Origin of the sequence: Flavobacterium cerinum, from assembly GCF_004028155.1 — a bacterium.
In the GTDB taxonomy this organism is placed as follows: domain Bacteria; phylum Bacteroidota; class Bacteroidia; order Flavobacteriales; family Flavobacteriaceae; genus Flavobacterium; species Flavobacterium cerinum.
This window is the reverse complement of record NZ_SBII01000001.1, coordinates 149,839-164,131: the sequence shown is the minus strand read 5'-3', so window position 1 is coordinate 164,131 and position 14,293 is coordinate 149,839. Positions and strand designations below refer to the sequence as shown.

The following is a 14,293-nucleotide window of genomic DNA, read 5'->3' as shown; positions in this document are numbered from 1 at the left end:
CACAATAAATAATACAATGAAAAAGAATCTTATCCTGCTTTTTATCGTTTCGCTTTTTGCAGGCTGCTCTACAGATTATGAAATATTAAATTCATATGATGCTATTATACTTACTGCAGACAGCTCAGTGAAAAAATTTGGTGAAACAATAACTTTTACCGTTAAAGACAAAGAAGGTAATGACCTTACCGATGACGCGGAATTTTTTATAGATGGCGCTCCAATAGAAGGCAATACATTTAGTTCTGCAACTGTTGGCAATTTTGAAGTTACAGCCAAGTATTATACTGTAACATCCGATCCATTATTGATAAGCTTCCACGACGGTACTGTTATTAATTTCAGGAAAAAGATGCTTATTGAAGACTATACAGGTGTATGGTGTGGCTATTGCCCACGTGTAGCTTATGGGGTAGAACTTGTACATCAGCAAACAGAAGATGCTATTGCAGTGGCAATACACAGGCCAAGCTCTAACGTATCTGATGCTAATTATGACCCTTATAACTATGATGCACAGGAACTGGAAAACATTTTAGGTGCAGATGGGTATCCTAAAGGCTTCCTGAACCGTACTACACAATGGAAGTTCCCTGAACCAAACAACCTTAACCAGGCTATTGGTATGACCCAGGGCATAAACCCTAGATTAGGGCTTGCCATGACTTCATCAGTAGCTAATGGTACAATAACTATGGATGTTAATGTGATGTTTGGTAAAGACTTTACAAACAACCTTAAGCTTGTAGTATATGTATTAGAAAATGGTCTTATTTATGATCAGCATAATTATACTACTTACTACAATGGTGAAGATATCCTTAAAGACTTTGTACACAACCATGTACTTCGTGCCTGCCTTACTCCTATTTTAGGAGAAAGTATTGACGGAAGCCAGACAACTTTTTCCAACACATACAAAAGATCATTTAATGTAGCAGTACCTGCTAATGTTGCTAATACTTCTAAAATAGAATTTGTAGCTTTTGTAATCGATGAAAACGGAAAAGTAGTTAACGTAAGAAGAACAACTCCGGGTGAAGATCAGGAAATGGAATTACTATAAAAATACCTTTGTTTATAATAAAAAAGGCAGCCAATTGGCTGCCTTTTTTATTATAACTATTATTCAATACTGCTTTCCCAAACAGTACCGCTAATATCTGTAAGCAAGACTTTGTGTCCTGAATGTTTACTCTCAAATACAACATCTTTAAATTGAAGTTTGGCCTTTGCTCCCAGCGGAATAATCATACTGTGTTTACCCGGTTTTACTTTTGCCACATATTTATTGATGATTGCTGTTTTAGGTAATTGAGATAAGGCTTTACCGTCTAAATCAAAGACAGGATTATTCTCTTTATCAACAACCGTTATACCAATTAAAAATGAACCATAAACATCTGCACCTTCTACACGATTAACTGTAAATGACAACATTCCGTTTTCGATTTTAGCATCGGTAACTTCTACTTTCGGCTTAACCGATTTATTGTGCAGCGTTCCATATACCCCGCCATGAAAATACTGATTGGTAAAAAGGGTCATGAAAAGTATAGCTACAGAACCGGCAAATACAATTTTATAAAATCTATTCCACTGAACAGGCAAGTTTCCAGATCCCAAGAGGGCAAAAACTTTTTTATTCGTGAAGGGATATCCTTTACACATCATCCAGTTATCAAAGGAATATTTACCACTTCCTGATAAAAATAAAGTAAATCCTCCGGCAATTCCCAGGACACCTATCTGCCATTCGTCAAGGCATGTCGTACCTAACCACCCTGACCCTAGAAGGATACCCATTGCCAAAGCAAAAACACCAATACTCATAAGCCTAGTAAAAAGTCCAAGTATCAAAAACAAGCCTACTATCGCTTCTACAATTGTAAAGATGGTCATCGCCCACCATAAAGCATCGGGATTAAGTACGAGGTATTCTATAATGGGTTTGATCCCTAACGCATTTGGTAAAAAGTGATTAAACTTTTCGCCTATGTATCCTGCTGCCTCCTGATCTAATTTATTCTCTAAGACCAATCTTCTCCAAAAAGCTGAGAAATAAGTCCATCCAATAACCATTCGCAAAGCAAAAGTTATACTCCCGGCTACATAAAAGTTGTTTTTTAATTCAATATTTTCTGATTTCATTTTTACATTTATTATAATAAAACATGCGCCACATCTTTAAAAAGGCGGCTTACTAACTCAACTTTAAGTATCTAAACGATAAAGTCTTTTATGTTTTGGTATAAAATGTAAAAAGGAATTTTCGAAACATTACCTGGTTGATTTTGTTTATAAATCTCAACAGGTTTGTTTACAAAAAGTAAAGGATCACTAAAGTCCCTTAGATGAAAAGGTAATAGAACCTCTAATTTTTTGACAGATTTTAACTGTTTAACAGTATGATGCCCGTAAACGTTACAGGTTTTATAAGTACCGGAAGAAACCGACTTAGAAGGGTTTAAAGTCTTGGCGATTGGCAGGTCTAAAATCTCTGCGATACTGTTCTTAACAGGGCAGGAAACAAAAAATAATAACAAAGACACTATCGCTACAGTTAAGCAGCTGATGATATACCTTTTACTATCTCTTTTGTTTTTCATACCGGGCAATATAGAGCAATTAATTTAAAAATGTGCCTATTACAAACAGTTTAACAAAAAAACCGCCTAACGAATTAGGCGGTTTCAAAAACAAAGAAAATTCAGATTATTTCTTTATGATTTTTTGTGCCGTAGATTTTCCATTTGTAAAATCTACTTTTATAATATATGTACCCACAGATAAATTTTCGATATTAATTGTATTGTTATTCTCTATAGCCATTGTTTGTCCAAGTAAATTGTAAACTGTTACTGCAGCAACTTCTAAAACCGATTGTATGGTTAGAACAGCTTCTGCCGGATTAGGATAAATAACAAATTGTGCTTTAGTTACTTCATCTATTCCTAACACCTGATTGCTGATAAGGATCTCAATTGTATCTAAAATTGTAGCATCTTCTGTACTTACTGCCTGAATTGTTACTATTCCGTTAGCCGTAGCAGTTATAAGACCCGTTGCATTTACAGTACCAAACTCAGCTCCCGATACCACACTCCATATTACATTTTGAGTTGCAGCAACCGGTAAAACCGTTGCTACTAATTGTAAAGTTCCGTTTGCTGTAGTAATTGCAGGAGCAGCATTATTTTCTACCGAAATTACAACACTTGCAACTGGTGTAATTTGTCCGCTGATAGCGATCTCAATTGTATCTAAAATCGTAGCATCTTCTGTACTTACTGCCTGAATTGTTACTATTCCGTTAGCCGTAGCAGTTATAAGACCCGTTGCATTTACAGTACCAAACTCAGCTCCCGATACCACACTCCATATTACATTTTGAGTTGCAGCAACCGGTAAAACCGTTGCTACTAATTGTAAAGTTCCGTTTGCTGTAGTAATTGCAGGAGCAGCATTATTTTCTACCGAAATTACAACACTTGCAACTGGTGTAATTTGTCCGCTGATAGCGATCTCAATTGTATCTAAAATCGTAGCATCTTCTGTACTTACTGCCTGAATTGTTACTATTCCGTTAGCCGTAGCAGTTATAAGACCCGTTGCATTTACAGTACCAAACTCAGCTCCCGAAACTACACTCCATATTATATTTTGAGTTGCAGCCGCTGGTAAAACCGTTGCTACTAATTGTAACGTTCCGTTTGCTGTAGTAATTGCAGAAGCAGCATTATTTTCTACGGAAATCACAAGGCTTACAACTGGTATAATTTGCCCGCTGATAACTACTTGTATTATATTAAACACAGCCGCATTTACAGTACTTACTGCTTTTACAGTTACTGTACCATTAGCCGTTGCTGTAATTTGCCCGCTTGCGTTTATGGTTCCAAATTCACTACCTGAAGTAATACTCCAAATAACATTTTGATTTGCTGCTGTAGGTAAAACTGAAGCTATTAGCTGTAAAGTTCCATTAGGTACTGAAATTTGTGCAGGCACCGCATTTTGTGTTGCGATAGCAAGGCTTACAGGTGTATTGTTTGCTTCAATTTTGAAGTTATCAAAGGAAAGGTCAAAATCTCCGGTGGTTCTTGCAGCCTTTATTTTTACCGATACATACATGTTTTCATAAGCTGAAAGAGGATATGTTTTTGCCATGTAGCTTCCTGTACCCGCTTCATTGGTTATAGCTGCCAGGGATGTCCAGGTAGCTCCAAAATCTGTTGAAACCTGTACTTCAAAATTCCCCCAGTCTGTTAATGGTGTATATGGGGAATTATAATTACCTTGTTTATAATCAAAGCTTAATACTGAATTAGCAGGCAGCGGACCAACATTTATTGTACTAAACTCTCCTGCAGGTGTTGTTCCAAAGAGGTTTTTATAAATATTCCTTCCGGTATTTCCTGTAGCACTTCTGTCAGCACCAATAGTCCAGCCCGTTGTAACCCATCCTGGCAAAGAAGTTCCCGTGAAAGTCTCGGTCCATGGTGCAGGCGTGGTAAGTATTGTTTTAAAATCAATCACTTTCCAGGCACTTTTATTGGCTGAAGAACACACACTTCTCACAAAAACATAATGAGCAGTACCATTGGCCAATAATGCAAGATTAACAGTTGTAGAATTTGTTGATACAACTACATCAGTCACAGTAGGTGCTGTATTTGTTGTAGACACAAAATACTCATATCCATCAGTTGGTGCTGTACTATGAGCATCAAAATTCCAGCTAACCGTTGCACTATTAGGTGCAATTGCCGACACTGAAAGATTTAAAGGCTCAAGACATGAAGGAGCTTCTTCCCATATAACATCGTCTATAAATATATTTGTATTTGCTGCCGATCCTTTTCTTTTAAACCCTAAAAATTGGTTTGTTGTATTATTACCTGTCAGGTATACTGTATATTCTTTATATTCTGTTGTCAGTACAGTTACTCCGCCAACAGCTGTAAATACAGCAGTAGCAGAATTATCTGAAAGTGTACCAATCTGTATATCGTTCCCCTCTACAGCTGTACCTCTTTTTGCTTTAAACCTCAACCTGTGCGTTCCTGCATTAAGGTTACTAATTGTAGGTGTTACAAGTATAACATCTACGCCATCGGTATTTGTGTTTGCGCTAGAGTTATAAAGGTTTATCGCAGCAGGGAGGCTGAATCCGGCACTCACACTTGCTCCAACGCTAGCTGAAGATGTACCTGATCCTCTTATAATCTTGCTCCAACAGGAAGGCAGTACACCAAAAGTAAGAGCATCAAAATTTTCATTCAATGCTGTAACTGCTACACATAGTGTTGTTACATTTTTAATAGAAGAAGCTAATCCTGTACCGCAGCTTGTAATAGCTTTTATACGATAGAAATATTTTGTTGAAGCTAATAAACCCGGAATATTAATTGAAGCCGCTGGTGCCGCAACAGTAAATGGAGATCCTGGTATCTGGGTAGCAAAATCTGAAACGGTAGAAACCTCAACACTGTAGGTTAAAGGTAGTGCATTGCCATTATTAGGTGTCCATACGATACCAAATGATGAACTTGATACATTCGCCGAATCCAACGTATTTATAGGCCCTGGACATGTGGTTATATCAGCAGTAAGGGGACTTATTGCATTGTATATAGGACCGCCAATACACGCAGTACTAACAGCATAAACAGTATAAGTATAGTCTGTATTACCTAATACACCATTAAATGCATTATCAGTAAAAGTTGCATTGCTCCCTATGTAAATTACATTAGCATTTAAAGCAGTATTAGCAGCAACTGTATAAACAGTTCCATTCACTGGTGTATTAGGTACTGTACCTGTTGGTGTACGCAGTACTAAATAACTATCTGCTGCCGGAACAGCCTTTGTAAATGTTCCTGTAATAATAATACCCTGGCTCGAAAGATTAAGTACTGTTGGCTGTACTACAGGTGATATACACGGCAACGGTGATGACCAGTTGTAGCTAAATCCTGATGGAGGAAGTGTTCCGGAATTAACAGTAGTAGTTGAAGTTGCTGAACTTCCTGCTGTAGATGATGTCCAGTTACTCGAAGATGTACCTGTCGAATAACGGTTACTATAATCAGTAGCCGATCCTGTTCTGATACCCACCTGAACCAAAGCACTTGTAGGTGTACCTGTTACTTTCATATCATAAGCAATAGAAATACCGTTGTTTTCTTTAAGTCTTATCTGGAAATTCCAGTCAAACAGACTTGAAGTAGAAGTTGAACTTAAGTAAGGTCTGAAATGCTCCCACTGGATAACAAACTCACGGTTTGGTGCTACGCCTTCAGTTTTGTAACTAATACTCCCTGTAAGACCATTCAGGTCATATAAAGCATGAATATCTGCTGCTGCTGCCGAAACTGCACCCGCATACTCTGTAACAGCATTTGATATAGGCGAACTTCCATTGATAAAATTTGGTCCAAAAGTTACAAACCCATCGGCATAAACATACAGTCCTGTAAAAGACTGGTTACTGATTGTAAAAGGGAAAGGTATTGTTCCTGCAGGAAGCTCATACTTTTGAGAATCAATACTATTAGTTCCGGTTAATGCCCCAGCTTGTGCAATTATCGTAGCTCCGGTTAAAGGAACATAAGTTCCCTGATTTTGTGTAAAACCGTAGGCCGAAGCCTGTGCAAAAGATAACTGTGTACAAAAAAAGAACAGCATTACTGCTGCCATTGCTTTGCCAAAAAGATATCTTTTATTTGACTTTTTGTAAAATTTAAACATAATCTACTATTAATTTTTATAATTCTAAAAACCGTGAGTTTTTGAAAAAACTGACAGTAACAAATTTATTTTATTTAGACTCGTTAAAAATAGCGAGCTATATTTATCCGAAACTTTTTTTATTTTATGACAACCCTCCTTTGCATTGACTAAATTTTAACACAAAAAAGCTATTCTTTGAATATTTTCATATCATCTGTTGAATAAAAAAACCAACAAAAATGAGTATTCCCGTTATTTTTGACCGCAAAAAGGGAGTATTAAAGCAGAATATAACAGATGCAATGATAGTACTCAATTGCGAAGGTTTGTTTTGTTGAGCACTGTAAAAATTTACAATTTTAAAAACAGGTAATTACACCTGCTATCAACAGTTGGGCTTTCAATAAATTTGATATGTTTTTGCTGCCGTGCATTAATCATATTCTAAATTACACCTTACAACAATTTAAATTCATTCCCCATGGACAGAAGTCTAAAAGTCTATACGTCTACCGGCCATCTTTTTGTAGAATTTACATTTAATTATGACCATAAAAATCAGGCTTCAGGTAAATATACACTGTACCGAAGGTTATATGATGATAATGAAGAAGACGAAAACAAATCGGTATATCCTTTATATGAAATGGATCTCTATGTGAACTATAGAAAGTTTGACTCGATAGAGCATATCAAAAAACATGACATTGAAGTTGTTCAAAAGAGTGTGGGCCGTGATATGACCGATCCAAAAGGATACACCTATGTATATTCTCCCGAGAAAGTACTACTCCGTTATGTAGCAGCAAACCATCTGGGCTGTATTGGGCTTATTGACATCAGATTTAGCTTTATTGATAATTCAAAAGAAATGAAATTCATGTCGGCTTCTAACCCACGTTTTGATTTTGAGCTGTCTACAAACAGCCTGGAAACAAACCTTGACTGTATTGAACAAATACCCATGTATAACAAATGGGGTGAACCCGGAGAAATATCAACCCATGATTTAACAAGACTGGAAGCATGGTATTAATATTTTAATCCGATTAAACATTATATTAAATAAATCTAAAAGATTTTCATTAGATAGCACATAACCATATTTAATTCTAATTTTACTTATTATTCACAAAAACATAAGTAGATGAGGCAGGCAACACCATTTTACACCAAACTGGCGCATATATTAATTAGTATAATATGCCTGTTTTACCTTGCAATTATTGGAGAGACAGTGCTAGCACCTTTATTATTTGCTTTGCTTTTTGCACTGCTGCTGCTGCCCTTTGCCAATTTTTTAGAACACAAATGGAAAATTCCACGTTCAGTATCTTCCATATTAGTACTGCTAAGCCTTATTGTTGTAATCTCTGGAACCTTTGTTTTATTACTAAGCCAGCTTAGTGAACTCACGAACGATCTCCCTGCATTTAAAAAACAAATCTTAGTGGCGTCTACCGATATCCAAACGTGGATATATAATACTTTCCACATTAACAGTAAAGACCAGATGGGCTACGTCGATACTGCAACATCTGAGATGTTAAGCAAAGGAACAGGTCTCTTAGGCAGTACCCTTTTATCGGTATCCTCCATTATTTTATTCCTTGTGTTTATCTTTTTATATACATTTTTTATACTGCTCCACAGACGATTACTATTAAAATTTGTGGTGTCGCTTTTTAAAGATGAGCACGCAATAGTTGTTCATGACGTTGTAGCCCAGATCCAGTATATTGTAAAAAAATACATTACAGGTATATTTTTACAGATGCTTATCGTTTCGACATTAGCCTGTATCGCATTCGAAATCATTGGGATAAAATATGCCTTTTTATTGGGTATAATTACCGGAACATTTAATGTGATTCCTTACATAGGCATCCTTACTGCTCTGCTCATCGCACTGCTTATTACTTTTGCTACCATGGGAAGTACCGATGTGTTTTTCGTTCTGATCTCCGGAATAGTTATCCATATTATAGACGGAAATTACATAATGCCCAAGATCGTAGGCTCTAAGGTTAAGATCAATACGCTTGTAGCGCTTCTTGGATTAGTAGTCGGCGAAATGGTATGGGGCATTAAAGGGATGTTCTTATCGATCCCAGTCATAGCCATTGTAAAAGTTATTTTTGACAGGGTTGACGGACTTAAATCCTGGGGAATGGTACTTGGTGAAGAACATCCTCCGGAAGTAGTCCCTGTAACTCCCGAAGAACTTAAAGAAGATCAATTGTAAAACACTACCCTATAAATATGAAAAACCCGCTTTTCAGCGGGTTTTTGTTTTATTCTTAATTTAAATAGTATTAGCTATCTATTATTGAGCATAAAAATAAGCCTGAAACTTACTCCCTTCACCCAGAAGATAAGTATTACTAGCTCCATTGGTTAATATTGGTGCTTTGAAAGGCCCCATAGATTTACTATTTGATAGATTATTCGTTGAAGGCACCAATGCATACCATTCATTTGCAAAAGTCATTGGAGCACCGCTTTGCATCATCGTTGTAGCACCAAGAAGATTATTTACAGGCTTAAAACTGGAGTACCAGTCTCTCTCAAAAGTATTCCATACTACACTCAGGTCACTATTAAATAAAACCTGTCCCTTATCAACCGTAACCCATTGATTTGTACTTTTTGTACTCGTTAAATGTTTTGAAGAATCGTTTGCAGGCCAATTGTTATATAGTGTTGCCCAGTTATTTCCTCCTGTATTTTTAAGTGCATGGAAATAAATTTCAGATTTACCTGATTTTTCGTAACGGTGTTTAATATTAACCTGACGGACACATATTTTTTTAACAAGCGGCCCTCCTATTGGTCCCGTTGGACCATTACCCACAGGACCTAATACTTTAGGATCAAGTACCAATGAAAAAAAAGCGCCCATTGTAGCAAATGTTCCTGCTTCACCTTCTGTTATTTTTATAGGATCGGCAGTAAGGTTAGCACCTTTGTACCATGCCATTATCTGGTCTTCTCCGCCTTCTTCATCGTTCAATTCTGCTCCGGGTGTAAGAATAAAAAACTCGCCGCCTGGGTTCGACTCAAGATTATAGATGTATACTCCCAGATTATAGTCAATTCCTTCTCTGCTCATAACGCTTTGGATCTTATCGAAAGAAGAGAAATCATAAGGACAGGAAGGAAGACTTTGAGTGCTTAGCTTCTGATCGATCATAGCTTTCATGCCCGGGAACAGTCCAAATATCTTATCAAAAGTTACCGTTTTAACACCGTTGATTTTTGCATAATTTGTTATTTGAGCAATCGCTGCTGCATTTATCATATCTTTTAAAACTTTCCCTAAGGCATACCTTCCCATGTCGATCATTTCATAGTTCGGATCTTCAGGAAACAAATAGACTTCCTCTTCTGTAAGATTTAACGCTCTGGCATTAAAATCCGGAGGAACGGATGAACTGGAAAGTCCACCATTTTTCGGAGTAACATTTTGGGGTTCTGATTCCGACATTTTGTCTGATTCACAAGACAACAGAAAAACCATTAATACTCCAGTGAAAACTACTGAGTAAGACTTAATAAAGCTAATGTAGCACTTTCTCATAATTAAAAATTTAAAATGTTAGGTTGGTGATTATTACATTAAAGTACACATTATGAAGTTATAACATGAACGAAAGTATGATAATGAGATTAAATGCAACATATGAACGATAAAGTGTATTTTCCTAATTTTCAGCACTTAGTAATATTAAAAAAGCCCTGCTGAACAGGGCTTTAAAATTTTAATGAAGAAATAATTATGTGCTGCGCTGCAACCTTTTCATCCGGTACATTTGGAGTACTAACGAAAGTACAATAAGTGACAAACCGATATAAAACCCTGCCGATAATCCTTTATCTTCATGATAGATCAGGATTGCAAGGATAATGGTATAAATGGGTTCGAGGTTATAGCTCAGGCTTACGGTAAACGACGAAATATGTTTTAGCGACGCTGTGATCAAGCTGTACATAACCACCGTACATACTACCAATAAAACAAACAGCCAGCCGAAATCTTCTAAAGACGGTAAAATAGTCTCGACAGGGGATACATATAAAAAGAGGGGCATAATAATAGAGATCCCTACAAAGCCGCCTAGCATTTGGTACAATACTATTGTACCGCTTTCATACTGTTTTGCCTGTTTCTCATTATAAATAGTATACAACGCCCCAAATATAGACGAGATGATACCCAATACTATTCCCGTTCTGTAACTAGCATCGAGCCCGAATATAAAACCAATACCGCATACCGTGATTCCACTAAGTAGCAGCTCCTGAATGGAGAGCTTCTTTTTGTCGATAAGCGGGGAAAGTATAGCATTAAAGAAACTGGTAAGGGCAAAACAAATAACCCCTACCGATATGTTGGCGTACTTAATACTACCGTAAAAGAACAGCCAGTGAAGCCCAAGTATCGTTCCCGACACCGCCAGACTCATTTTATTCTTTAAAGTAACATTGTGCTTTTTCCCTGTAATGGAATAGAACAGCAAAAGAACCAGACCCGAAAGCAGTAGCCTGTACCAGCTTATTAGTCCTTCGTTAAGAGAGATAAGTCGGCCGAAAATTCCTGTAAATCCTGCCAGCACGAGTGAAGCGTGCAATTGTATATATGCTTTTTTCATTGTATATAATAGATAACTCATACCTTTAAAAAGGTATGGTATTGATAAATTAAAACGAATTGAGTAAGTATATAGCAATACCAGCGCAGCTAATTAAGGTTAGCTCGCTGCATAAAATGCTAATATAACGGAGTGTTATATTAAGCTGTTGGAGGAGGCAGGCAGGTTCTGTTCATAATGTCTTGGTCTAAATACAGAATTTAGAACGCTAAAGTTAAACAAAAAAGCTTCACCAATTTGTTTAGCTACGCTATCATTTATCTACCTTTATGCGTAAGGAAAGTAAACGAATCCAGTAATGAAGCAGTTACAAAAAGGTACATTTTACGGACAAACAAATGAGACCATAGCTTTGGAGGGGTTAACGTTGACCGATACTGTTTATACCCATAGCAAGGTAGACTGGCATTATCATGAGCATGCCTATTTTACTTTTATTATTGAAGGGAATGTTATTGAGGGGAATAAAAAGGAAATCTATAACTGTAAAGCAGGAGACCTGCTTTTTCATAATTGGCAGGAACCGCATTATAACATTAAACCTGATGGTTTTACCAGAGGTTTTCACGTTGAAATTGAACAGCACTGGTTTGATACTTTAGAGCTGACAGAAAACAACTTACAGGGCAGCATTAATATCTCAAATCCGGATATAAAGTTTTTAATGTATAAAGTTTTCAGGGCTGCTAAAATTGAAGGCACTGCTGTAGACTTTTCCATACAAACACTGCTGATAGAGATCTTATCGAAACTGGAGCAGCACAACAAAACGCTCCTGTATAAAAACCCAAAATGGGTACAGTGTATCGATGAGGCTCTTCACGACCAGGTTGGAGAGAAAGTCACTTTAGAGTATTTATCTAAAATAGCCGGCATACACCCTGTTCACCTTTCACGGGATTTCTCTAAGTACTTTCACTGCACTTTAAGTGAGTATGTAAGAAAGTTAAAAGTAGAAAAAGCACTGTCGCTCATCGCTTTAAAAAAACTATCATTAACCGAGATCGCTCATGAATGCGGCTTCTCCGATCAGAGTCATTTTACCCGATGCTTTAAAGAAGTGAACGGCCTAAATCCTTCGGAACATTTAAAATTACTTTTGGCTAAATAAAATACAAATGTTAATCCTGTACAATTTTTACTGTTGGCTATAGCCTATTTTTGTTTCCTATCTAATAAATCCAATACTGATGCGAATAGTTGTACTGCTCATAATCAATCTTTCTTTTCTTATTGCGTCTGCTCAAAATACCGAACTGTTTAAATCGGACGGCGTTACCAGCGAACTGCATAGGCAAAACATGGGTAAGGTCACTTTTATGAATGGAAATATTCCGTTAGATCAATATAAAAGTACTGACTTTCTTACCTCTTTTAACCTCACCTATAAGTCAGATCTTAACATCAGGTTTTTTATGGATAATTCCATAACCAACTACCTGCACCAGTTAGCGCCAAATTTATCGGCTGAAGAACTTGTCAAAATAGGCAACCTACAGTTTACTTTTTACATTGACGATACGTTCATCTATAAAGAGAATATTAATAACGGCTGTAATTTTGGGTACAACAGCAGTAAAGACACCTCAACAGCGCTAAGGGTTCCGCTTACGAGCTCTAAAAGCGAAAATTTATGGGGACTCAACATGTGGGAAAGATTCAAACTAAATGGAGGTGAAAAAGCGCTAACGCTCGGCAGCCATAAACTTAAGATCGAAGTACGGCCTTATATTATTACCAATGATAGCAAAGAAGCTAAAGTGGGTAAACTAATAGCCTCCGGAGAGATTAAACTAATTATAAAAACACCCGAAGTAACCGCAAAGCAAATGGCGATCCAGCCCATAATGCCCAACAGCGGATGGGAAATTTCCAACCTGCAGTTTGACAGGAGCAAAATCGAACTGCTGAATAAAGATATTGCAGCCTATAACCTAAAGGAGATAACCAGCGTAGTTGCTGTTTATGATGGCAAGCTTTTACTGGAAGAATATTTTAATGGTGCCGACAGGAACACGCTGCACGACACCCGTTCAGTAGGGAAATCGTTTGCTTCTACCCTTATGGGCATTGCTATAAATGAAGGCTATATTAAAAACGATAAGCAAACCTTACATTCTTTTTATAACCTAAAGGAATATGCGAATTACAATGTAAAAAAAGACAGCATTAAAATAGCCGACCTGCTGACTATGAGTTCAGCTTTTGATGGTTCGGATGCAGATAGCGATTCGCCCGGAAATGAAGAAAACATGTACCCTACCGATAACTGGGTGAAATTCACGCTAGACCTGGCTGTCGATTCTGCCAAAACCAACGGTACCAAATGGGATTATTTTACTGCCGGCGTAGTACTGCTAGGCGATATTTTGAACAAAAATGTTCCGGGAGGATTAGAGAAATATGCCGATGAAAAACTTTTTAAGCCTTTAGGCATTACCAATTATCAGTGGCAATACACACCACAAAAGGTCGCGAATACTGCGGGCGGTCTGCAAATGCGATCGTTGGACAACGCAAAATATGCCCAGCTGTATAAAAACAATGGAGTGTGGAATGGCAAGCAACTACTACCTGAACAATGGGTAAAAAAAACGCTGACAAAAAAAATCCAAATACAAGGAAGGGATAACGAGTTCTATGGTTATTTGTTTTGGAATAAAACGGTAACGTATAAAGGTAAAAATTATGAAACGTACTACTGCTCAGGAAATGGCGGAAACAAATTTATAATTTTTAAAACCCTGCCGCTTGTCGTTATCATAACTTCTAAAGCGTACAATAAGCCGTATGGCCATGCACAGTCAGACAAAATAGTGAGCGATTATTTACTGCCTGCAATTTTAAAATAAAAAGGCTCTCCGGAAAGTGTCATTTTGAGCGGAGTGCAACGCAGTCGAAAA

Annotated in this window: 10 protein-coding genes; 5 read left to right on the top strand and 5 right to left on the bottom strand. The window is 37.2% G+C overall.

Features of this window, described 5'->3' with window-relative positions; all coding sequences use genetic code 11:
• Window positions 1-16: 16 nt before the first annotated feature.
• Window positions 17-1,066, top strand: a complete 1,050-nt coding sequence (locus tag EPI11_RS00710) for an Omp28-related outer membrane protein (protein WP_128388039.1) — start codon at window positions 17-19, stop codon at window positions 1,064-1,066.
• Between the two features lie 59 nt (window positions 1,067-1,125).
• Here the strand turns inward: EPI11_RS00710 and EPI11_RS00705 are convergent, their stop codons facing one another.
• The 3 genes from EPI11_RS00705 to EPI11_RS00695 form a co-directional block, all read right to left on the bottom strand.
• A complete protein-coding gene (locus EPI11_RS00705) occupies window positions 1,126-2,151 on the bottom strand; it encodes a TQO small subunit DoxD (RefSeq protein WP_128388038.1) in 1,026 nt (341 codons plus the stop codon).
• Between the two features lie 71 nt (window positions 2,152-2,222).
• Window positions 2,223-2,609 carry a hypothetical protein gene (locus EPI11_RS00700; RefSeq protein ID WP_128388037.1) on the bottom strand — a complete coding sequence of 129 codons (387 nt, stop codon included), beginning with the start codon at window positions 2,607-2,609 and terminating at the stop codon, window positions 2,223-2,225.
• A gap of 106 nt (window positions 2,610-2,715) precedes the next feature.
• Complete coding sequence (locus EPI11_RS00695) at window positions 2,716-6,756, bottom strand: Ig-like domain-containing protein (RefSeq protein WP_128388036.1); 4,041 nt, start codon at window positions 6,754-6,756, stop codon at window positions 2,716-2,718.
• Window positions 6,757-7,219: 463 nt separating this feature from the next.
• Between EPI11_RS00695 and EPI11_RS00690 the strand changes: the two genes are divergently transcribed.
• Together EPI11_RS00690 and EPI11_RS00685 are read left to right on the top strand one after the other, a co-directional pair.
• Window positions 7,220-7,774 (top strand): hypothetical protein, encoded by a 555-nt coding sequence (locus EPI11_RS00690; protein WP_128388035.1) that lies wholly within the window; start codon window positions 7,220-7,222, stop codon window positions 7,772-7,774.
• A 111-nt stretch (window positions 7,775-7,885) separates the two neighbouring features.
• Window positions 7,886-8,983, top strand: coding sequence for an AI-2E family transporter (locus EPI11_RS00685; protein ID WP_128388034.1), 1,098 nt, complete (start codon window positions 7,886-7,888; stop codon window positions 8,981-8,983).
• Window positions 8,984-9,064: 81 nt separating this feature from the next.
• On the opposite strand, the gene EPI11_RS00680 is transcribed toward EPI11_RS00685, so the two are convergent.
• Together EPI11_RS00680 and EPI11_RS00675 are read right to left on the bottom strand one after the other, a co-directional pair.
• A complete protein-coding gene (locus tag EPI11_RS00680; protein ID WP_128388033.1) occupies window positions 9,065-10,225 on the bottom strand; it encodes a hypothetical protein in 1,161 nt (386 codons plus the stop codon).
• A 289-nt stretch (window positions 10,226-10,514) separates the two neighbouring features.
• Entirely contained in the window at window positions 10,515-11,390 is an 876-nt protein-coding gene (locus EPI11_RS00675) for a DMT family transporter (protein ID WP_128388032.1), read from the bottom strand.
• Between the two features lie 298 nt (window positions 11,391-11,688).
• Here EPI11_RS00675 and EPI11_RS00670 point away from each other — a divergent pair, with 298 nt between their 5' ends.
• Together EPI11_RS00670 and EPI11_RS00665 are read left to right on the top strand one after the other, a co-directional pair.
• Entirely contained in the window at window positions 11,689-12,501 is an 813-nt protein-coding gene (locus EPI11_RS00670) for a helix-turn-helix domain-containing protein (RefSeq protein WP_128388031.1), read from the top strand.
• Window positions 12,502-12,580: 79 nt separating this feature from the next.
• Complete coding sequence (locus EPI11_RS00665; RefSeq protein WP_128388030.1) at window positions 12,581-14,242, top strand: serine hydrolase domain-containing protein; 1,662 nt, start codon at window positions 12,581-12,583, stop codon at window positions 14,240-14,242.
• Window positions 14,243-14,293 lie beyond the last annotated feature (51 nt).